The 19,268-nt window shown below is 60.0% G+C and carries 19 protein-coding genes and 1 pseudogene; 11 read left to right on the top strand and 9 right to left on the bottom strand.

What is annotated here, in order from left to right; all coding sequences use genetic code 11:
* Positions 1-26: 26 nt before the first annotated feature.
* Positions 27-581 carry a hypothetical protein gene (locus tag EKN07_RS10650; RefSeq protein ID WP_108714708.1) on the bottom strand — a complete coding sequence of 185 codons (555 nt, stop codon included), beginning with the start codon at positions 579-581 and terminating at the stop codon, positions 27-29.
* Between the two features lie 582 nt (positions 582-1,163).
* On the opposite strand from EKN07_RS10650, the gene EKN07_RS10655 reads away from it, so the two are divergent.
* Positions 1,164-1,574, top strand: a complete 411-nt coding sequence (locus tag EKN07_RS10655) for a hypothetical protein (protein WP_126146372.1) — start codon at positions 1,164-1,166, stop codon at positions 1,572-1,574.
* Positions 1,575-1,775: 201 nt separating this feature from the next.
* Here the strand turns inward: EKN07_RS10655 and EKN07_RS13055 are convergent, their stop codons facing one another.
* A complete protein-coding gene (locus EKN07_RS13055) occupies positions 1,776-3,305 on the bottom strand; it encodes a heparan-alpha-glucosaminide N-acetyltransferase domain-containing protein (protein WP_108714710.1) in 1,530 nt (509 codons plus the stop codon).
* 73 nt (positions 3,306-3,378) lie between these two features.
* Complete coding sequence (locus EKN07_RS10665) at positions 3,379-4,887, bottom strand: DUF418 domain-containing protein (RefSeq protein ID WP_126146373.1); 1,509 nt, start codon at positions 4,885-4,887, stop codon at positions 3,379-3,381.
* A 279-nt stretch (positions 4,888-5,166) separates the two neighbouring features.
* Between EKN07_RS10665 and nrdF the strand changes: the two genes are divergently transcribed.
* Complete coding sequence (nrdF, locus tag EKN07_RS10670) at positions 5,167-6,144, top strand: class 1b ribonucleoside-diphosphate reductase subunit beta (RefSeq protein WP_108714712.1); 978 nt, start codon at positions 5,167-5,169, stop codon at positions 6,142-6,144.
* Positions 6,145-6,704: 560 nt separating this feature from the next.
* Here nrdF and EKN07_RS10675 read toward each other — a convergent pair.
* Positions 6,705-7,181, bottom strand: a complete 477-nt coding sequence (locus EKN07_RS10675) for a hypothetical protein (RefSeq protein ID WP_108714713.1) — start codon at positions 7,179-7,181, stop codon at positions 6,705-6,707.
* A gap of 402 nt (positions 7,182-7,583) precedes the next feature.
* A complete protein-coding gene (locus EKN07_RS10680) occupies positions 7,584-8,225 on the bottom strand; it encodes a MarC family protein (protein WP_108714714.1) in 642 nt (213 codons plus the stop codon).
* A gap of 554 nt (positions 8,226-8,779) precedes the next feature.
* Between EKN07_RS10680 and EKN07_RS10685 the strand changes: the two genes are divergently transcribed.
* From EKN07_RS10685 to EKN07_RS10695, 3 genes are all read left to right on the top strand, one after another.
* Positions 8,780-8,977 (top strand): hypothetical protein, encoded by a 198-nt coding sequence (locus EKN07_RS10685; protein WP_126146374.1) that lies wholly within the window; start codon positions 8,780-8,782, stop codon positions 8,975-8,977.
* Complete coding sequence (locus EKN07_RS10690) at positions 8,974-10,038, top strand: winged helix DNA-binding domain-containing protein (RefSeq protein ID WP_126146375.1); 1,065 nt, start codon at positions 8,974-8,976, stop codon at positions 10,036-10,038. Before EKN07_RS10685 ends, EKN07_RS10690 begins: the two co-directional genes overlap by 4 nt.
* Positions 10,039-10,400: 362 nt before the next feature.
* Positions 10,401-11,069: a low molecular weight phosphotyrosine protein phosphatase gene (locus EKN07_RS10695; RefSeq protein ID WP_108714718.1), complete on the top strand. Its 669-nt coding sequence runs from the start codon at positions 10,401-10,403 to the stop codon at positions 11,067-11,069.
* A gap of 45 nt (positions 11,070-11,114) precedes the next feature.
* Here the strand turns inward: EKN07_RS10695 and EKN07_RS10700 are convergent, their stop codons facing one another.
* On the bottom strand, positions 11,115-11,531 hold the full coding sequence (locus EKN07_RS10700) for a SprT-like domain-containing protein (RefSeq protein WP_241228184.1): 417 nt from the start codon (positions 11,529-11,531) through the stop codon (positions 11,115-11,117).
* A gap of 361 nt (positions 11,532-11,892) precedes the next feature.
* On the opposite strand from EKN07_RS10700, the gene EKN07_RS12630 reads away from it, so the two are divergent.
* The 3 genes from EKN07_RS12630 (at position 11,893) to EKN07_RS10710 (ending at position 13,777) form a co-directional block, all read left to right on the top strand.
* Positions 11,893-12,102 (top strand): hypothetical protein, encoded by a 210-nt coding sequence (locus tag EKN07_RS12630; RefSeq protein ID WP_164546658.1) that lies wholly within the window; start codon positions 11,893-11,895, stop codon positions 12,100-12,102.
* A gap of 203 nt (positions 12,103-12,305) precedes the next feature.
* On the top strand, positions 12,306-13,094 hold the full coding sequence (locus EKN07_RS12635) for an NAD(P)-binding domain-containing protein (protein ID WP_164546659.1): 789 nt from the start codon (positions 12,306-12,308) through the stop codon (positions 13,092-13,094).
* Positions 13,091-13,777: a hypothetical protein gene (locus EKN07_RS10710; RefSeq protein WP_126146378.1), complete on the top strand. Its 687-nt coding sequence runs from the start codon at positions 13,091-13,093 to the stop codon at positions 13,775-13,777. The genes EKN07_RS12635 and EKN07_RS10710 overlap by 4 nt, the downstream gene beginning before the upstream one ends.
* 287 nt (positions 13,778-14,064) lie before the next feature.
* Here EKN07_RS10710 and EKN07_RS10715 read toward each other — a convergent pair whose 3' ends face one another.
* Positions 14,065-14,325 (bottom strand): hypothetical protein, encoded by a 261-nt coding sequence (locus EKN07_RS10715; RefSeq protein WP_126146379.1) that lies wholly within the window; start codon positions 14,323-14,325, stop codon positions 14,065-14,067.
* A 62-nt stretch (positions 14,326-14,387) separates the two neighbouring features.
* Between EKN07_RS10715 and EKN07_RS10720 the strand changes: the two genes are divergently transcribed.
* Complete coding sequence (locus EKN07_RS10720; RefSeq protein ID WP_126146380.1) at positions 14,388-14,999, top strand: DUF4352 domain-containing protein; 612 nt, start codon at positions 14,388-14,390, stop codon at positions 14,997-14,999.
* A 207-nt stretch (positions 15,000-15,206) separates the two neighbouring features.
* Here the strand turns inward: EKN07_RS10720 and EKN07_RS10725 are convergent, their stop codons facing one another.
* Entirely contained in the window at positions 15,207-16,307 is a 1,101-nt protein-coding gene (locus EKN07_RS10725) for a permease prefix domain 1-containing protein (RefSeq protein WP_126146381.1), read from the bottom strand.
* A gap of 80 nt (positions 16,308-16,387) precedes the next feature.
* A pseudogene (locus tag EKN07_RS10730) lies at positions 16,388-16,699 on the bottom strand (PadR family transcriptional regulator); the annotation flags it as partial.
* Positions 16,700-17,145: 446 nt separating this feature from the next.
* Between EKN07_RS10730 and EKN07_RS10735 the strand changes: the two are divergent.
* Both EKN07_RS10735 and EKN07_RS10740 read left to right on the top strand, forming a co-directional pair.
* Positions 17,146-18,123: a hypothetical protein gene (locus EKN07_RS10735; protein WP_126146383.1), complete on the top strand. Its 978-nt coding sequence runs from the start codon at positions 17,146-17,148 to the stop codon at positions 18,121-18,123.
* Positions 18,124-18,261: 138 nt separating this feature from the next.
* Positions 18,262-19,188 (top strand): DUF4352 domain-containing protein, encoded by a 927-nt coding sequence (locus EKN07_RS10740; RefSeq protein WP_108714727.1) that lies wholly within the window; start codon positions 18,262-18,264, stop codon positions 19,186-19,188.
* Positions 19,189-19,268 lie beyond the last annotated feature (80 nt).

Genomic DNA, 19,268 nt, shown 5'->3' on the forward strand with positions numbered 1-19,268 from the left:
TGCGGGGATGTTTCGCTGGAACGCAACTACTTCCAGCTCATGCCACTGGTTGACGCCGCGAAATCGTCCTCGCTCACCTCCTGTGGATCGGCGGCGCCGGTTGCATAATTTGCGACGACGACGATGACCACATGGCCGTTGATATCAAAGGCCATTCCGCGTGCCATCAGGCTTTGTGACCCATCGGCGCTGCGAGCAGTGAAGACTTTGCCGGACTTGCCCGCAAGCTCCGCGTCACCCTCGACGGTGATGGAAGTGGCGGCGGTGGGACCGAAGGAGATGAGCGAGCGCGCCAACTCCTCGACCTCGTCGGTATTGCCGTCAACGGCAAAGGCGATCACTGCATGGGATTGCGTCTGAGCGTCGAGCGCACCGATGGTGCCGACGTCGGGAGTGGAGACTGTATACCCCTCCGGTGCCCAAAAGTCTAGGTCGTCAGCAATCGGGGGAAGGAGGGAAGTTGCCGTAGGTGAGGGTGTGGCCTCAGATGCTGAGTTGTTGTCGCGGATGAATAAGCCGCCAAACATGAGGGCAAGAATCAGAACGACAGCGCATGTGGCGGCAACCGGTCTGGATCGCATGGATACTCCTTTCCGATGCTTGCGCGGTGCGGCACAACGCAAGACTATGCCAGGTTGATATCGGCCGTGGAGGTCAGCCTATCGTGTTTGCCTGGACAGACAGTGCCGCAGTGGCTGATCGCCTTGGGCTCCCACTAGAGTTGGGGATACACGCATGTAGAGGAGTCGGGGATGGCATGGGAGGCAGTCAATTGTCCGCGGAAAAACAATGGGAGGCACATATCGCCGCCTAACAGTTGTTCACATGGCCGCGGTAGTGGCTTGGTCGGCGCGCGCTCCGCCTTGATTAGGGTATGCTCTGATGCTTTATCTCCCTGCTTCTCGCGGCTTACTGTTTTGGGTCGCAACGACGGTCAGCGAGGTGGACGCCCACGACCGCTGCGGGTGTTGGCTTTTGCTGCGGGACTTGCGCTACCAATTGGCGGGTGTTCCACGGAGCCTCCGCGGCCAATCGCCACGGCGCAGGGGCAGGCATGTCAGCCACAGATCGAAACTGGCGTGGGAGATGCGGAGGTGTGGGTCAAATCAGTCGGCGCCTATTCCCCCTGTTATGCGACCTTTTCGCTGACCAGTGGAAATCACTTGAGAGTTGGAGCGGAAGGTGCGCATGGACTGCGGTTATCGCTCGCTGAGCTTTCCGAACCGGGCGAGGCCGTCAGCACGCTATACGGAAGCGGCGATATTGACTACTTAACAATGGCTTCGGACGGCGAGTGGACGGTGGATATTGAACCGCTTTCGACGGCGCCGTCTTGGAACGGTGAAACACTGACCGGTGAAGGCGTGGCAGTGTATCGCTTGGCGGAGGGGGCAGAGATCCCACGGGCCGTGCGGTTAGAGGGCGCGGGTGTCGACGTGGCAGCGGTAACGGTAGATGCGCCGGATGAACCGATTGTTCTAGCCCAAGGCGGTTCAAGTGTCGACCTGCCGGATGGGCTACTGATGATCCTTGTTAATGGTGAAGGGAGCTGGACAATCGCCCCGGCTGACTGATGCGATCACTCGTGCTAACTGGTGCTGCGTGCATACCTTGCGGCGGAGAACCTGGAAGTTAGGTAGCGCGCCGAGAATCACCGCGTCAGCGGAACTGTTTAGATGCCACCCGCGGGCCGCTGCAGCGACGAGTTGCGCCAGTGGCCCGCGGAGTGTGCGAGTGCTATTGGTCTGGTACCTTCACTAGGCGTTTCACCAATGCTACCTTGCTGAACCGGCAAGTGCCTCGGCGTCGTCACCGTTGGAGGTACGGGCCGTGAGCATGGAGACCTTCCATGTCACCCACTCCAGTGGGCCGCGCTGGAAGATAACCTTCCAGAGGCTACAACCAACGATCACTGCGGCGCTCAAGATTAGGAAGGGATGCCAGGATGCGCTCCCGGACCAGTCCGGTTCGATGGCGATCGCAACGACATGCGCCGAGTAGGCAGTGAGCGACATCGAGCCGACGGCGGCCAGCGGGAAGAGAAGCGTGCGAGACAATCCACCGATGAGGAGGCATAGTCCGATGACCGCAAGGGCGAAGCCGCCCGAACCGAGAGCTTCAAAGATGGTGGAGGTATGCGGCTCAGCGGTGACAAGATCGCCGAGAGAGGGGAACTCAACGGGTTGCCACGTCAACGCTTTGTCGAAACCGTTTGGGAGGATGGAGGCATTGCCGTTTCCAAGTGTCAGATCGCCAAGATCGCCCAACTGGGAGAGCTGATCGGGGGTAAGGGATTTAATCGGCGGGGGGCTTCCCGGCAGCTTACCGCCCGAGAGTCCATTGGGTAGTACACCGTTGGCTGCCTGTTGTGCACGATCAACTATCGTGTTGCCGAGGATCCAACTGGCACCGTAACCGACTGCCATCAGTGCTGCGCCGACGGCGAGAAAAAGGCCGTGGACTTTGCGCCGGGTAATGTCCAGTCTGCCGACTCCCATTCCCGCGAGGATGAAGGCCATGAACACAAGGCCCGGGTAGATTCCCGTAACGAAGACTTCGACGACGAAAGCGTTTGACCCTGATCCGTATAAGCTCAGGGATGCGAACAACCAGTTCAGGGTTGTGTGGGCCAGTGGGCCAAGGATGGCAAGTATGCCGGCGGTAACAAAAAGTCGTTTGGCCGACCATCCGGTGAATGGTAGCGCGCAGATGAACCATGCCGCGTAGAAGGAAAGAATCAGGGCGATCGACGTTCCTAGCAAGCTGAGGATCCCAGTGACGACGAGGAGCGCGGTTGCGCGGCCGAAGATCCGTAACCGCGCTACACGCATACGCTCGCCGGTGTATGGGATGTTGCGACCCGTGAGGATTGCCAGTGATATTCCCGCTAAGACTGCGAAAAGAATGGACGAGCGCCCAACTGGGAGGTCCGACACTATGTGTTGGATGGTGCCCGGTTCGCCGAGCCGCGGTGCCGTATGGGCATAGAACATGCCGAGTATGGCGAGAGCGCGGGCGATGTCCAGCCCTCCGATGCGCCCCGAGTAGCGCGTGCCGCTCGAGAGAGGTTGCGGGCGTGCGTGGGCTGTGCGATGTGCGTGTTCAAGGTCGCCGGTGCTCGACCCTGTTGATATGCGCGTGGGTGGCATAGGTGCGGGTTGCGAGTCTGTTCGTGTTGTTGCGACGGCTGTTGTGGGTGTCGCGGCTGGAGCCTGCGCCGAACTCGATGCGGGACGCGGCTTGTCAGTGATTGAAGTGTGGCCCTCTTTCCCATGCGTTGGGGATGCCGTGGCATTGTCCACCATAGATACTCCTTGCTTACCGGAAAACTAGTCGTATCTGGAAGCATAGCAGTATAAGTGGGGAGTTGCCGTTAACTCACTGTGTATTTGCTGGAGGAGGAGTTTGTTGGTCCTCGGCTCGGCGCAGCAGTGGAGTGCTGGCGGAGCCCGCGAGTATATCGGCGTCGTCGAGGCCGGGTGTACGTGCCGTGAGTACCGAAACCTTCCAGGTGAGCCACTCGAGTGGACCGCGCTGGAAGAAGAGCTTCCACAGACTGCAGAGGATGAGAGCACCGATGCACAGTATCAGGAGTGGTGTCCACGAGGTCATGTAGCCCCATTCAGGCTTGATGCCCAGCGCGATGACGTGGCCCGAGTAGGCGGTCAGCGACATGGAACCGACGGCGGCCAGCGGGAAGAGCGCGGTGCGGGCAAGTCGGCCAAGCAGTAAACAGACGCCGAGGATCACTACCGCGAAGCCGCCTGAACCGACCGTTTCAAACACGGTCGCAGTATGTGGTTCTGCAACCACGAATTCCGCCGCGGAAGGAAACGGTATGGACTGCCAATGCAGGGGCTGGTAGTCGGAGCCGAGCAGTGGGAAGTCGGCGTCGTCGAAGCTCCAGTTCCCGACGTCGAGGTCGTCAAAACTGAAGTTCTTGAAATCGAAGTCGGTAAAGTCTCCGCCGAAAAGCGTGCCCTCACCTTCGGGTGCGTCGATACCCCATGGTGAGGAGGACTCGTCCACCAGGGCGTTGGTGAGGATCCAGCTGCCCCCATAGCCCACTGCCATGAGGAGGCAACCGACGCCAATGAGGATGCCGTGCAACCGCCGACGTGTGATGTCGAGCCGTCCAATTCCCATTCCGGCGAGAATAAAAGCCATGTAGGTGAGGCCGGGATACAAGCCGGTAATAAAGACCTCGATGGTGAAGTAGTTCGAGTCGTAACCGAATAGGTTGAGGGACTGGAGAAGCCAGTTGACTACTGTACCTAGTGGCGGGCCTGCTAGCGCAACTACTCCTGCGGCGATGAAGAGCCGTTTGGCCGACCAGCGACTGAATGGCAGTGAACACACGAACCACGCCGCGTAGAAGGACAAGATTAATGCGATCGAGGTTCCCAGCAGGCTCAGGATGCCTGTGATAAGAAGCAGTGCGCAGGCGCGGCCGAAAATCCGCAGGCGTGCGGTGCGCATGCGTTCGCCCGTGTAGGGAACATTGCGACCGGTGAGAATTGCCAGAGAGATACCCGCAAGCAGGGCGAAGAGGATGGATGAGCGCCCGTGCGGGATCGCGGCGATGACATTAACAAGAGTGTTGCCGCTGTCTACGAGAGGTGCCGTGTGGGCGTAATACATTCCAAGGATGGCCAGAGCGCGGGCGATATCCAGTCCGCCGATGCGGCCGGTATAGCGTTGCACCGCTGTTCCGAGGCTGTTTGCGGTGGGTGGACCGGGCGTGGGTGTTGGTATGGTGGGTTGGCCCGGCGGGGGCGTGGGTGTTGCCGTTGTGCTGTCGACAGTGACAGCGGAAGATGCAGCGGTGTCAACAGAGCTGCGGCTAGTATCTTCGCCGGGATGACGAGGACTTTCCGTGTGTGACATGGGGCTTACCTTACTGAGAAAGTAGTCATTGAGGCTAGGGTAGCAGAGGGGTGGATAGGATTGTAATACGCATCGTGTTGATGAGACCGTATAGTTCGGGCAGTCGGCTGCCGGGCCGCGAGTTTCTTGCCACGCATGCTCGGATGGTCGCGCGGCCCGCGTTGTGCGTGGGTAGGCCGCACCTGCTCAGGGTGAGCGGGCCCTCATCCCGCACAGCGGCTCTTCGTGAGAGAATCAAGACCGTCCGCGAAGATGGATGTGACTGGGGAAGAGGAAACGATGACACCACCGCGTATCAAGCTTGTTGATCGTGTCCAGGCCATTAACTGGAATCGGCTGGAGGACGAGAAGGATCTTGAGGTGTGGGACCGGCTGACCGGTAATTTCTGGCTGCCGGAGAAGGTGCCGCTGTCCAACGACATTCAATCGTGGAACACTCTGAAACCGTACGAGAAGAATATGACGACGCGGGTCTTCACAGGCCTTACGCTTCTGGACACCGTGCAGGGAACCGTTGGAGCCGTGTCACTGATCCCGGACGCGGTAACTCCCCACGAGGAGGCCGTGTATACCAATATCGCCTTCATGGAGTCTGTTCACGCGCGTTCGTACTCCTCGATATTCTCCACCCTTATCTCCACCGAAGAGATCGACGAGACCTTCCGCTGGTCGGAGGAGAACGAGTATCTGCAGACGAAGGCGAAGATCATCCTTGACTACTATCGGGGCGACGATCCGGAGAAGCGCAAGGTTGCGTCGACGATGCTCGAGTCCTTCCTGTTCTACTCCGGATTCTATGCCCCCATGTACTGGTCGGCTCACGCCAAACTCACCAACACAGCGGATCTCATTCGCCTTATCATTCGCGACGAAGCAGTGCATGGATACTACATCGGCTACAAGTACCAGTTGGCTGTCGCGAAGTCGTCCGCGCAGCGGCAGGCGGAACTCAAGGAGTATACCTTCGAGTTGCTGCAGGACCTGTATGACAATGAGGAACTGTACACCGAGTCCCTGTATGACGAGATGGGTCTGACGGAAGACGTCAAGATGTTCCTTCGGTACAACGCCAATAAGGCCTTGATGAATCTGGGTTATGAAGCCTTGTTCACACCGGACCAGACCGCGGTGAACCCGGCTATTCTTGCGGCGCTCTCACCGAACGCGGATGAGAACCACGACTTCTTCTCCGGCTCCGGTTCTTCCTATGTGATTGGAACAGCCGAGGCAACCACGGACGACGACTGGGACTTCTGACACTACCGCGTAGGAGTGTAACATTGCGTCGGACTGATGGCGCTGCGTGCAGACTCGTTACTGCGAGTCCTCTCTCCGCAGCGTCGCCGAGGTAGGTCATCGATAGGTACAAAATGGCATGGCGGGCGCTGCGTCTCCGTGGCGTTGCCGCCGACATTTCTTCACCTGCGACCACTAACAAGGTGACGGGTGGGGTTCGGTTGTTTGTAGGAACTCCCGTGTTTCCGGAAACTCAGGCATTCACGGGGTTTCCGTTGTTTGTGCTGGCTCCCCAACAAAGTGACGGGACAGAGAATCATGCCGCAACCGTCCAGCCAATAACCCATCATCCCAAGAATCCAGGCTCCTCAATGAAGTAACGGGTTCTGGTCGTTGTTGTTCGCGCTATGCCGAACGCGGGGCGTTCTGGTCAAGAAGTGGAGGGCCTGGCGAGAAGTGGAGGATATTTCGCGAAGTTTCTCGAAACAACCTCCACTTCTTGGGTGGGTGGACTCGGGGTGCGTTGCTGTTACGCATCGGGCGACGACGCCGCAAGTTCCATTGACGGAGGAGGGCTCTGGTCACGCAATCCCCACGGCCAGAATCAGCCAGACCGCTGCAATGATATAGAACAGCGCGTACAGCCGGTGCAGTGGCAGATTGAGTTGGGCGTAGCGTGCTTCCTGTTCGCCGGAGAGCTCCTTTCCAGAGGCGAAGTCTTCTTCGATTTTGCCGAAGCCGCTCCAGGAGTGGATGAGTAGAAGCAGTGGCAGGGGGAGTAGCAGGGCGATCTGTGGCGCTAGGGGTTGTGAGCGAGCATTGAGAATGAGTGAGAAGATGGCAAGGAGGGGCTGGAGTAGCATCCATGCGCCATAGCGTTGCTTGAGATGGCTCGCCACGCGGAAAGGCGTGTAGTATTCCTGGGCGGTTCGTGCACGTCCGCTGCCTGTCATGTGGGTAAACCAGCCACCTAAGGTGACGCAATACGATACAAGGAATCCGGCGATCATCGCCGTGGTGAGGGTGGCTATGGCCAAAACGGTTGAAGCGTGCGTCATATCCCCACGGTAATGCCTCGCTGTCGGGGTGGCAATAGTTGGTGATGGCAGACGGTGACGTGGATGAGGCCTTGGATGGTCTTGACGCAGCGCGGAGCGTTGAATGACCCGGTGAGAGCGTTGAATCACCTGTGCAAGCGCGTTTACGTATATGTATGCCGTGAATCGACGGCGTATCCAGAGCGCGCAAGACTCATTCCAGGCTTTGCAGCCGAGCTGTCCAGCGCCGACTTTCCACGAACCGGCAAGAGTCGGTACACGTTTTGCAACCTACCGGTCCAGACCGGCTGCGAGCTAGCAAGAGAAGGCTGGGTGATCCGCATGTGATCAACGGCGGCGTTGTATAGGCACGCACTCGCGAGAGTTATAGGCGTCTCTACGTTCCGAGGTGAGGCTACATCTCTACTTCGCCAGGCCGGGAAGCAGAGCCGCGGCACCTTCCATGATCATGCCAACCGCAATACCGGCGAGGATCATGCCCATGAGCCGGGTCATGATTGTGCGTAGGGTTTTGCCCATGTGGTGTCCGATTGATGGCGCGAACCAGAGCACAGCGAACAGCAGTGCAATAGCCAGCAGTGCCGCAATGCTGACAGTGACGTAGCCACTGGCGTTATGAGCATGCCCTGTGAATACGATGATGGTGGTAATGGTGCCTGGACCCACGAGAATTGGGAAAGTGAGCGGATAGAAAGCGACATCGCCCTGGGCCGCCTGGTCGGACTGCTGCGCCTGTTCGTCAGCAGTTCCCGAATGGACGGCGCTTCCACCGTTGAGCATCCCGAGGGCGATAATGAGTAGCACGATACCACCGGCCACGCGGAAGTCGTTGACGCTTACGCCGAAGAAGTCGAGTACGGCGGCGCCGCTGGCGATAAGAACCCCACACATGACAATGCAGCTGATAGTGACACGCACAACGGTTCGACGTTGGCGCTGGAGGCTGTAGTCGTTTGTGAGGGAGAGGAACATTGGCAGTGCAACGAACGGATTCATAATCGCGAAGAGGCCTGCAAAGGCCTTGACCAGCAGCGCGGTGTCCATGGCTCCATCTTCTCGCAGGTCAGCGGCGCGATATATCAACTGTTGACCGGCGTGGCGTTGTGCTGTAGGCGGGCGGTACCTCGTCGAGATGGTCGAGCCCCGGCTCAAGATGTCCAAATCCCGTCCAAACGATGATGGTGCCGTTGTGCCCATGCTAAGAATCCGCGAGACTCCGCCAACTCTTGAATTGAATTGTTCCAGTCTGGTTTCGTTTGGACGGGATTTGGACAGATGACGCATGGGTGGCGGGACCGTAGGCCGTGATCGGCGCTGCGCCAGAGGCCCGGAGGCCATGGCGGGGCGCGATGGTGGTCTCGCCCAACGGCGGCTCGGACGTGGTGGCGGCCCGGGTGCGATGATGACCTTGCCCGAGGGTGGCGTCGCCCCATGGTAGCCCGGACACGATGGCGGCCTGGATGCGATGATGACCTTGCCCGAGGGTGGCATCGCCTTGATCGCGCTCCGGGTGTGATGGCGGCCCGGGTGTGATGATGAACTCGCCCAATGGTGGCATCGCCCCATGGTAGCCCGGACACGATGGCGGCCCGGGTGCGATGATGACCTTGCCCAATGACGACTTCGCCCCGATGATGACCGCGCCCCAATGGCCGCGCTCGGTAGTATGGGAGGGCCCGGCCTCCGAGTCATTGGTCGTGCCGGATGCGGTGCGGTCGGCTTCGCTGGGACTGCACCCATCTTCGGATGTGCAACACGTGTGGCGCGTCGGTCCGGATCCGGAAGGTGAGTTATGAGCACTGCGCAACAACGGCGATACATATCGCGACTACGGCTGGTGGCCCAGCGTCTTGTCGGTCCACCGTGGCCCTCGGTGACGCAGGCGGCGTACGACATGATGTGCCTGCAGGGCCAGGACTGGCCGGGCGTGCAGTTGTCATTGGCACTTCGCACGCGCGCACGTTCTTTGTCCGAAGTGCGGGAGGTGTTCAACTCGGGTCGGCTCGTCCGTACCTGGCCGCAGCGCGGCACCCTGCACGTTCTCTCCGCCGCCGACGTCGCCTGGTATCTCCCCCTTACAGCGCAACGCAAGTTGGCGGGGGAAGAAGCGCGTCGCCAACGGTGGGGAGTATCGGCAGCGGATATCGATGCGGTTCGCGACATCACGGTGCAGGCACTGCGCACCGTCAATCCGCGCATGACGCGGACAGAACTGGAGGCCCTCTGGGAGGAGCATCACCTGCTGCATGATCGGAATCACCGTTACTATTTCCTGCATCGCCTTTGTGTGGAGGGCACATTGGTGTTCGGCCCAATGGATGAGTCCGGCGTGCATCTCTTCGTTCTGACTGAGGACTGGATTCGAGAGTCCCGCCAGGTCGACCGCGACGACGCCGTCGTCGAACTTGTGTCGCGCTATCTACGGTCGCATGGTCCGGCATCACGCCGTGACTTGAATTGGTGGTGTGGCCTGCCGTTGCGTGATATCGATGCCGCGATTGAGGAATGTGCTGCACAGTTGACATCTTTCCATGTGGATGGGCAGTGCTTCTGGGTTGACAACTCGGTGCTGGAGCGGGCGGATTCCACGGCGGTGGCGCGTTCTGTGCTGGCATTGCCGGGATTTGATGAATTGATCCTCGGTTATGCGTCTCGTTATATGACGGTGCCGGAGCGATTCGACGGGATTCTGGTGCCGGGTAATCACGGGGTCTTCCGGTCCTCGATTATTTCCGGTGGAACGGCAGTCGGATATTGGCGGCGGAGCGCGAAGAGACTGCGGGCGGAGTTCTTCGCCTCGGTGACGCCCTCGCTTGAACGGCGAGTGGAGCACGTGCTTGCTCGGTTGCCGAAGTAGACCGCGTTCCCCTCGCCTGCGTTCTCGCGGGACGTGCGGGTAGCTTGTCGCCCCGGTGTGAGTTCTCCGTGCCATGCCGCACACGCTTGCCACGCGGGCCACTCTGTTGCGGCCTGGCGTTTCTTGGTCGTCGTGCATGGCTTTCCGACCGATTACGGAAAGCCGCGTGCCATTCGCCGACACGTGCGTGTGTCATTCGCCGGTCCGCGCCCTGCGGGGCCACTCGTGCAGTTGGCTGATCGGGTTCCCGGCGCATTTGCCAACGCGTTTGCGGCAGCCGCGCTCGGCTAGCTCACAACCGTCCGGGGATGCTCGCCAGGGTGCGTGCTCCGGGTCGAGATCTTGGCCCGTAGGATAGACGTATGACGGATCCTGATACACGCGTCGGCATTGACCTGCGTACTCGTCTTGATGCAGCGCCGCAGATTCTCGTGGTGTGCACCGGGAACATTTGCCGGTCACCAATGGGTGAGGTAGTGCTCGGTGAGCGTTTGCGCGAGGCTGGGCTTGACTATACGGTATCGAGCAGCGGCGTCTCGGATGAAGAGCATGGCAACCCGATTTATCCTCCGGCTGCTCAGGTGCTGCGTGCGTCCGGCTACCCGGTGCCGCACCGCCGCGCACATCGCGCCACAACCACCGAGTTGCGAGGCTCGGGGCTGATCCTGGCGATGACCGTGGGCCATGCGCGCTCTTTGCGGCGCATGTGTGAGAGTGTTGGCATTGAACTGGAACGCCTTCACCTGTGGCGGGAATTCGATGGCAGCGGTTTGCAGGTTGCGCCACGTGGGTGCTTCGGACCGGGTGGTGCGCTGGAGGAGCGAGTATCCGGCCAGCCGGGGGATCGGGGCCGGTCAGCGCGCAGCGGCGCCTCTCGCGGTGCAGCAGGATCCAGGGGCTACTCGGATTTCTATTCCTCGGATGGTCGATGGGATGTGCCTGATCCATGGTTCAGTGGGGACTTCGATGCCACGCTCGCGGTGGTGGAAAAGGGAGCTGCGGGGATCGTCGCAGCATTGCTTGGCAAGTAGGAGCGGCGTGCCGGTGCGGGGAGGCTGCATCCGTCAAGGGCCTGGCTATTGGTGGCGCCACCGCAATGCGAAACGCGGATCATACGTGCGTGAACAACGGGCACATGACTGCGGGCGGGAGGGACGGCGGTAACGGTGTACAACGTGCCCATGGGGGCAGGTGCCGATCCACGGCGCGGGAACTTCGGGGGCCTCGTGCAAGGTGGCGGTGGGCGAAGCCCCGAGCTGCTCGGCCTCTGCCTTCCACACACGATCATGCCCGTGCCCGTACCCCACACGTGCGTGTGCGATTTCATGCAAGATCACCTGTCGGGCGAGGTCTTCGTCATACAGTGCGAGCAGGGGAGCAGACAGGCTGATGAAGCGGTCCGTGAAGTTCGTCTGCCCGGCGCGGCGGCGGGCTCGATCAAAGCGCAAATCCCAGCCTTGTAGGCCATGCATGTCCATAAGGTGACGTGCCATACTGCGTGCCTCGTGTAGGTCCACGTTTTTGAGTGTACTCGCCGCGCAGGGCGCGGAACCGAGTACGGTATCAACATGGGGGAAACCGGGGGAGCGAGTGTGCGGCACAAGCGCGGCTATTCTCGTATCCCAACGGGAGCCTATATTCCGGCCGGTAGTCGGCAGGGCTTGGAACCTGTGTGGTACTCATCGCTAGAAAGCATCCACGGCGAGGCGCCGCAGGAGGCGTCACGCCCGGTCGATGTACTGATCATCGGTGCTGGACAGAATGGTCTGGCGATGGGATATGAATTACTGCGGCAGGGCCTGCACGGTTATATGGACAAACTTGGGGCAGGCGCGAACCTGGTGAGCGTGCAGAGTGACCGCGCAGGACACGACCAGGCGGGAAGTGACCGGGCAGGAGAAGACCGGGCAGGAGAAGACCGGGTACGAGCTGACCAGGCAGGAAGCGACCACACAGGACACGACCAGGTGGGAGATCACCACACAGGACACGACCAGACAGGAAGTGACCGGGCAGGAGAAGACCGGGGTACGAGTGAACGGGTGGAGCTCGACCGAACCCTAAGTGGCCAGTCCGCCCCAGCGCGGGCAGCCTTAACGGCGAGCGCTGACCTCCCCAACACGGGCGCTTCAACCGCCGTGCCGACCAGTTCGCAATCCTTTCTACTGCTCGATGCCGAAGTGCGTCCGGGAGGGGCGTGGCAACACTATTGGCCGAGCTTGCGCGTGGCCGATGTGGAGCGCTTACCTACACTCCCCAGAATCCGGATGGGCAACATCGACCCGTGGGAAGAAGCGGCCGACGTCGTGCCATCGTACTTCGCCGATTTCGAAGACTATTTCGACCTGCCCGTTCTGCGCCCGGTGATGGTCCGATCAGTCAGCGAGGATCCGACGCCTGGGTTGCGTCTACTTCGGGTAGCTACCTCGATAGGTCTGTTCCATGCTCGCGTCGTCGTCTCCTGTACAGGAACCTGGACGCGTCCCTTTGTGCCGAATTATCCAGGAATGGCAGACTTTCGTGGCCAGCAGTATCACACGCAGGATTACCCCGGGCCGCGGTACTTCGAGAAGCAGCGCGTCGTCGTCGTTGGTTCCGGTCTGAGCGCGCAGCTCCACCTGGCAGATCTGGATCGCGTCGCCAAAAAGCTGTACTGGGTGGCGCGGACTCCTCCCGTGAGCAGTGCCGAAGACGGGACGGATTCCCTCCCCCGTGCAACCTCGCGGAATAGTCCCGTGAGTCGAAAGCGCCGTCGACCGATGTTCAGCCGTGTAGAGCCATACGGGGTGCGATGGGATGACGGTTCTTATCTTGAGGCGGACGCCATCATTTGGGCGACGGGATTCCGGCGGGAGCTTCGGCATCTTGCGCCGCTTGGCCTGCGCAGTCGTGGGGGCGGTATTGTGTTAGAAGGTAGCCGAGTGCTGTCCGATCCACGCGTCCATATACTTGGCAATGCGCCGCACAGATTCAGTGGTCCGGGGCGCGACGGCGTGGAGGCACGGCGTGCGGCCCGAGAAATTGTCGCATTCCTCAGGAGTGAAGTACACGCGTGAGTACGAACCTTGTTCAAGAAATATCTAGCGCCGGCTCGGTGCCGGCCAATCGCCCCATCGACCATTTGCGGCGCATTGGAACCGGACTATTCGCCGGAAGCTGTGCGGGCACGGTCATTGCGGTACTGTCATTCGGCCCCAATCTGCATGGGCCGCGTTTCTGGCTGATCCTGTTGCTGTTGTTAGTTATGGCGGCGCTCTTCCTCTCGCCGTGGCTTTTGCAGCCCAAATCGCCTGCACATCCTATACCGGTGGTGGCGCGGACACTTGGCACCGATGAAGACGTGCTCACACGTGTGGTGCGCCGCGGTCGGAACTCGGGACTGTTGGTACCGGTCGTGGTTCGTCCCGTCGTCGGCGGTGCCGTATTTCGATCCGTCATCATGCTTCGCGACATCGACGTGAAGAATCCGGTTGAGCCACCTGCGGGTACGTTGATGGCGTTGCAGCAAAACGAAGCTGGGTTAGGGGAGCTGTCGAATATCGACACCGTCACCAAGGAACAGGAAGAGCTCATGGCTCGTCTGCGCAAGCATCCACGTGAATTGCCGAACAAGGGCGTGATTCTGCCCATGCGACGCGGACCCTTGGACGCCACTCCGGCGTGGGCGGGCGTGCAAATGGTCATGTCGGGCGTGGTTGGATTCGCACTCTCGGCCGTTGTGGTCATGACAATCGGATGATGCCGGGCGCGTGGCGGCTGTGGCGGCGTGAACCCGTTCGGGGAAGCTGGACTCGTGCGTGGGACGCCACTGGGGTGTGGGGTTATCATGCGATACCGTAAGACTAAGACTCAGCTTAGGCTGCATGGTTCCGTATAGCTTTGGTTGTTAGGCTCTACGGTGACTGGTGGCCTGCGCTGACACTTTGACGAGCTTTCCTTTCCGCCGGAAAGCTCTCACCAACATAAGCGGCGGTGGGAATCGCACGAAAGGTGTGCAGATGAGTCAGATGAATGGTGGTCCGCAGTTCAATCCGCAGGGCCAACAACCAGCAGGTTATGGGCAAGCACCCAGATACGGACAGCCGGGTCAGCAGCCCGCTTACGGCCAAGGTGCGCCCGGTTACGGGCAGCCCACGGGAGCGTATGGACAGCAGCAAGCAGGTTACGGACAGTATCCTGCTGCGGGCGGGTATCGGGGACCGCAGCCGGGTTCGTATCCGCAGCCTGGGCAATATCCTCCCGCAGGTGGGTATCCTCCGGGTCAGTTTCCACCGTCTCAGCCGCCATCGGGGCGGCGTTTCCCGGTGTGGGGGTGGATTGTTGCGGCGGTAGCTGTTGTTGGTGTGGTCGTGGGGATTCTGTTTGCCACCGGTGTTTTCGGCGGCAATGAGGAAGCCGCTCCGACGTCGTCGCCAACATCAACACCGACACCCACCCCGGTACCCTCTACCAGTTCGACGACGCCCTCGCCCACTCCAACGCCGACGCCGACCACGACCACAACGCCGGACTCGACTGAGACACCGGAGGAGGCATGGACGGTTGAGCGTATTGATGACCACACGGCGCGTACCAACTCCATCGTCGTGCAAGTTCTCGAATACAACGACAATGCGAATGACGTCGTCACCAAACAGGTGAGTACGAGTCCTGGAGACACGGCAAAACCGGACGCGGGTAACCGCTTTGTCGGTGTCAAGGTGAAGGTGACAAACGACGGAGACGGCCCCGTTTTCCCCGCTCTTGAGTGCATGAACCTACTGTTGTTCGAGAACGATGTGCCTTATCTGTGGATCGTTGCCGAGGGTGATGATCTGTTATTTGATGTCACCTACATGGAAAGTGGGGAAGAAGCCGAGGGCTGGATCTACTACGAAGTGCCGGAGAGTTTCTCGTTCCACGGCCTTGGCGTTACAGATTTGGACGAAGACGACTGGGATTATATCGAGATCAATCCGTAGTGCTCATTACCTCGTGGCACAAAACACCGAGGCTCCGGCCACGTAGCAACGGTGCCCGCATGTGCTGTTTGACAATGCACATACACCGGGTGCCTTCGGTACCCTTAGCGCTCGCGTATTCAAAGCGGCAGGGTCCGGCGGCTATTCGAATCGCCGGACCCTGCGACTATTCGAACCGCCGGACCCTGCGGTGGCGCATGGGCCGTTTCAGCGCGCCTTCCAGGAACGTATGCCGGTTTCAGTCGCCGCGATAATGCCAAAGAGCACGCCGGCGATAGGCCAGATCATCCAGGTGAGATCCCAGCGCTGGGTGATGAACGACGTGCCCAGATAGATACCTAAGCAGAGCAGCCAGTACGGGCCGGCTAAAGCATCGCTGAAGGGTAACTCTTTTGGATTAGGCGGCTCAGGCGCAGCTGTCCTGCCCAGATGCGTCACGGTGTCGTGAGTAGCTGCGGCCCAATTAGTCGGCAAAAAGATGCGCAGTCCGGTTGCAACCATAACGAGCGCGACGGCAAAAGCGAGAAGCGTGTACTCGCTATCGGAAAGGAACGCGGCAGCCAGTACCGGTATTGCAGCAAGAATCCAGAGAGTAACGGCAATGGCGAGAGCCCGGGACCGCTTGCCCTCGTTTTCTATGCGCAACCGCGCTGCCCACGCCGTGACGATCGGGTCACGGGTGAACATGCCCGTAACGAGGTGCTCAAGGCCTACGAACGCCTGGTGGCGCCGGATGAAGAGTCCGACGGCGACGGCAACGATGATAAGCGCGCACGGTAACCCCAGTGCGGCTGCCTGATTGTCGTTCAATGGGATAACGCCAATGCCGGAGTCACCCTTTGCCAGACCGAGGAAGGTGAAGAAGACGGCCCCTGCGAGCACACACAGGGCCACTCCGTTCGCAAGAAGAGTACCGGTAGAGCGGCGGGCCTCGGCCAGCGCCTGCGCCTCGGGCAGTGTGATGACGGTGTGGTGTGGTTCTTCGTAGGTGGAATCGTGCCCCCGCAGTGCGGCAGCCGTTGTTCCGGCGACGCCGTCGTGCGCTGCAGAGTTCGTCACCTCGTCGTCGTCCAACTTGGCGGTGGTGCGGATATCCGGGAGGATGCCTAGCACTGGCGCGAGTTCTTCGAGATTCCCGAAGTCTGTGATAACGGAGCCAACCGCTTCATTATGGGACTTGCCGGAAGCCATCGCATCCGCGTAGGCATCTTCCATCATGGCACGGAGTTCACGCTTTGCTTCCAAGAGGCGCGGTGTCTCGGGATAGGGGGCAAACATGGCGTCGAGGAAGGTGGAGATGGTGTCCATCAGGAAGCTCCTTGGTCTGGTTGAGTCGAGTGATATTCACGGGTGCGCGGGGAGTTATTGAATGGCTCCTTGTTGCCGACAAAGCGGTCGATGAGATTCTTTGTGTCCTCCCATTCCGCGAGTTTGGCCGTGAGGTGGTTGGAGCCGCTGGCAGCGAGCCGGTAGTACGTACGGGCCTTGCCGGAATCACTGGTATCGGAGTAGGAGGCCACTAAGCCGGTGGTCTCCAGGCGCTTGAGTGCGGAGTAGAGAGTTGTCTGCTTGATCGTGTATTGCCCATCGGCAACCGTGGTGATGGTTTTCGCCAGCTCGTACGCGTAAGAGGGTTGCTGCCTTAGAAGAGTTAGCACGATGAGGTCGATGTAACCGCGGATGGCATCAGCGCTAATCACGATTGCCTTCTCGCTTCAAAGTCTATGGAGGACAGGTTCACCGCTTGCTTCATACGTCGAACGTACTACGTCTGACGTAGTACGTCAAGCAAGGTATTTCGCTGCTGGCTCTGCACTGCTGGCTCTGCGTTGCTGGCCCTGCCCGGATCAACGGATGAGTAAAGCGTGATCTGCGTGGCATTCGGGCGGCGATATGAAGTGAGGGGAAAGGTTGATATGCCTGGATATGAATGGTTTTTGCCGGAGTGACCGCATGATCTGAGGCGGCGCGCGGCTCCCACCTGCGGTTATGCACAGGTGGATGCGTTCAGACTAACGCCACTGAAGATGAGGCGCAGTTTCCACCGCGAGACCAGTTATGGGCAGTGTTGAACTGATGCTGCTTCCCTGTGTGAGAATGACGGGGAACGTTGAAGGAACATGCGTGCGACCAGAGAGGCTGAATAATGAGCGAGTCTAATGCTGGACAGCCACCGCAGTATGACCCGGCTGCGCAGCAGGGGCAGGGAGCATATGGACAATGGAATGCGCAAGCGCCGTATGCACAGCAGGCCTATGCACAGCAACCACAACCGGGACAGCAGACACCGTACGGACAACAGACTGGGCAGGGATACGGTCCCGCTGGTCAGGGATCCCCGTTGGCTCAGGGTGGTCCCCAACCCGGTGCGCCGCGACTGTCCGAAGAGCAAATGTACGGGCAGGTCGGCGCGCCCGGCAATCTGCCATACGGCGCAGGGCAGTATGGCTCCTCGGCCCAGTATCCAGGCGGACAATACGCCGTTTCCGGCGGGTATGCGGGTGGCCAGGTGCCACCGGGCCGCTATCCTCCACAGAAGTCGAGCTTCCCTGCATGGGGTTGGGTTCTCGTGGGGGTCGCTGTCGTCGGCATCATTGTTGGAGTTCTATTCGGACTTGGCGTGTTCAAGGGTGGCGAACAAGCCGATCCGACGCCGTCGGCAACGACCAGCTCACCGACGCCCGAACCGACCTCCACGCCGCCGGGTGTGGAACGCATCAATGGCACCACTGTGCGGGTTGATTCGCTGACCTTTGAAGCACTCGAGTACAACGATGATGCCACTGATATCATCACCCATGATGAGCTGAATCTTTACGACGAGCTGGATGAGGAGTGGAAGGTTGTCGGCGTGAAGTTCAAGGTCACCAACGTTGGATCGCAGTCACTTCATCCATACAGCGGTTTTGGCGGGCCAATGCTTTGCACGAGCAATACCCGTTACCTCCTGCTGCGCTACTTCGGTGTAGGGACAATAGCGTACGTGGATACACTCGACGTCGGGGAAGAAGTAGAGGGATGGCTCTATTTCAGCGTTCCGCAGGATTTCTCACCCGAGTCTGCGGAATTAGATTTCTGGTCGGTCGAGGGGCAACAGGAGGTGTACCTTCCGGTGCCGAACTAGCTGTAGATGTTTTGCGGTGGCGGAAGCCGTGCGCATTGACATTGCTGTAGGGCCGCTTACTGTGACCGTCGCACGGAACCGCTTGGTGGATGCCGCGAAGGGGTATCTAGGCAAGTTTGGTACCGCATAGGGAAGATCATGAGTCAATCGAACGGTGGCTTCAACGGACCTTCGGAGCCGAATATTCCGATGACTACCGGTGCGGATGGTCAATACGATTCATCCGCTGGATATGCCGTAGGCCAGCGTCCGGCGTTCGGCAGATACCCGGGTTCGGCCGCGGGATACTCTGGGTCGGTTGGAGGGTACCCGGAGTCGAGCACGGGCTATCTGGATCCCCAGGTGCTGCCGGGTTGGCAAGCGGACTACTATGTGCCTGCAAATGAACCGCGCGGTTCTCGGATGTGGGGCTGGATTATTGCAGCGGCCGCAGTGATTGGCCTTGTTATCGGAATTCTGTTCGGTGCCGACGTTCTTGGCAATGGCGGGCAGCCGGATCCATCCCCGAATACGCGCGCAATGCCGCCATCGCTCCCGGTGACCTCAGCGACGGTCACGCCTGAGTCGCTTCACTCCACCACCGCTACCGATCCTGCGATCACCACGCCCACCAGTTCCCCAGAACCAAGTGCGTCGGTGTCGTCCACGGAGCGACTGGGGGAGCGCAAGGCGCGGGTTGACGCTGTCACTATTGAGGCCTTGGAGTATGAGTCGAACGCAGATGACATGATTGCGGGGAATCCGGCAAAAGCTCATGACGAGGCAGAAAACGAGCAGAAGGTCGTCGGCGTCAAACTCAAGATAACGAACACGGGAACAGCATCCGTCGACCCCTATGACGACATCGGTGGTCCGGACCTCTACGCCGCAGATGGTCTGAGTTATGCCCGCTTTGGTTATGAGGGGGACGGCTCCATCGCAGACATCGGACAGTTGGCAGCGGGCGACGTGGTGGAGGCGTGGGTCTACTTCGCTGTTCCACAGGATTTCTCTCCCGGCGGGGCAGAACTGGAGATGTGGTCGCGCGCGGATGTGGAAACGGTCAGGATTACCCTTCCGGACTAGTGGCGAAACAGTTTTTCATCCGGCTAAAGTTAAGGCAAGGCCGACATTCGGTTTCAGACAGCGTAAGCGTGAGAGGTTGG

The organism is Actinobaculum sp. 352 (genome assembly GCF_003957265.1).
Classification (GTDB): domain Bacteria; phylum Actinomycetota; class Actinomycetes; order Actinomycetales; family Actinomycetaceae; genus Asp313.

Excerpts from the sequence above, each read along its gene's own strand:
- nrdF (WP_108714712.1), top strand. The coding sequence starts at position 5,167 with ATGACACCACCGCGTATCAAGCTTGTTGATCGTGTCCAGGCCATTAAC.
- EKN07_RS10715 (WP_126146379.1), bottom strand. The coding sequence starts at position 14,325 with ATGGCGGCTGAGACGGTGGAAACTGACCCGGAGGATACCCACCTGCGG.
- EKN07_RS12635 (WP_164546659.1), top strand. The coding sequence starts at position 12,306 with ATGGGCAACATCGACCCGTGGGAAGAAGCGGCCGACGTCGTGCCATCG.
- EKN07_RS10690 (WP_126146375.1), top strand. The coding sequence starts at position 8,974 with ATGAGCACTGCGCAACAACGGCGATACATATCGCGACTACGGCTGGTG.
- EKN07_RS10665 (WP_126146373.1), bottom strand. The coding sequence starts at position 4,887 with ATGTCACACACGGAAAGTCCTCGTCATCCCGGCGAAGATACTAGCCGC.
- EKN07_RS10650 (WP_108714708.1), bottom strand. The coding sequence starts at position 581 with ATGCGATCCAGACCGGTTGCCGCCACATGCGCTGTCGTTCTGATTCTT.
- EKN07_RS10700 (WP_241228184.1), bottom strand. The coding sequence starts at position 11,531 with ATGGCACGTCACCTTATGGACATGCATGGCCTACAAGGCTGGGATTTG.
- EKN07_RS10735 (WP_126146383.1), top strand. The coding sequence starts at position 17,146 with ATGAGCGAGTCTAATGCTGGACAGCCACCGCAGTATGACCCGGCTGCG.
- EKN07_RS10725 (WP_126146381.1), bottom strand. The coding sequence starts at position 16,307 with ATGGACACCATCTCCACCTTCCTCGACGCCATGTTTGCCCCCTATCCC.
- EKN07_RS10685 (WP_126146374.1), top strand. The coding sequence starts at position 8,780 with ATGATGACCTTGCCCAATGACGACTTCGCCCCGATGATGACCGCGCCC.
- EKN07_RS10740 (WP_108714727.1), top strand. The coding sequence starts at position 18,262 with ATGAGTCAATCGAACGGTGGCTTCAACGGACCTTCGGAGCCGAATATT.
- EKN07_RS10675 (WP_108714713.1), bottom strand. The coding sequence starts at position 7,181 with ATGACGCACGCTTCAACCGTTTTGGCCATAGCCACCCTCACCACGGCG.
- EKN07_RS13055 (WP_108714710.1), bottom strand. The coding sequence starts at position 3,305 with ATGGTGGACAATGCCACGGCATCCCCAACGCATGGGAAAGAGGGCCAC.
- EKN07_RS10680 (WP_108714714.1), bottom strand. The coding sequence starts at position 8,225 with ATGGACACCGCGCTGCTGGTCAAGGCCTTTGCAGGCCTCTTCGCGATT.
- EKN07_RS10695 (WP_108714718.1), top strand. The coding sequence starts at position 10,401 with ATGACGGATCCTGATACACGCGTCGGCATTGACCTGCGTACTCGTCTT.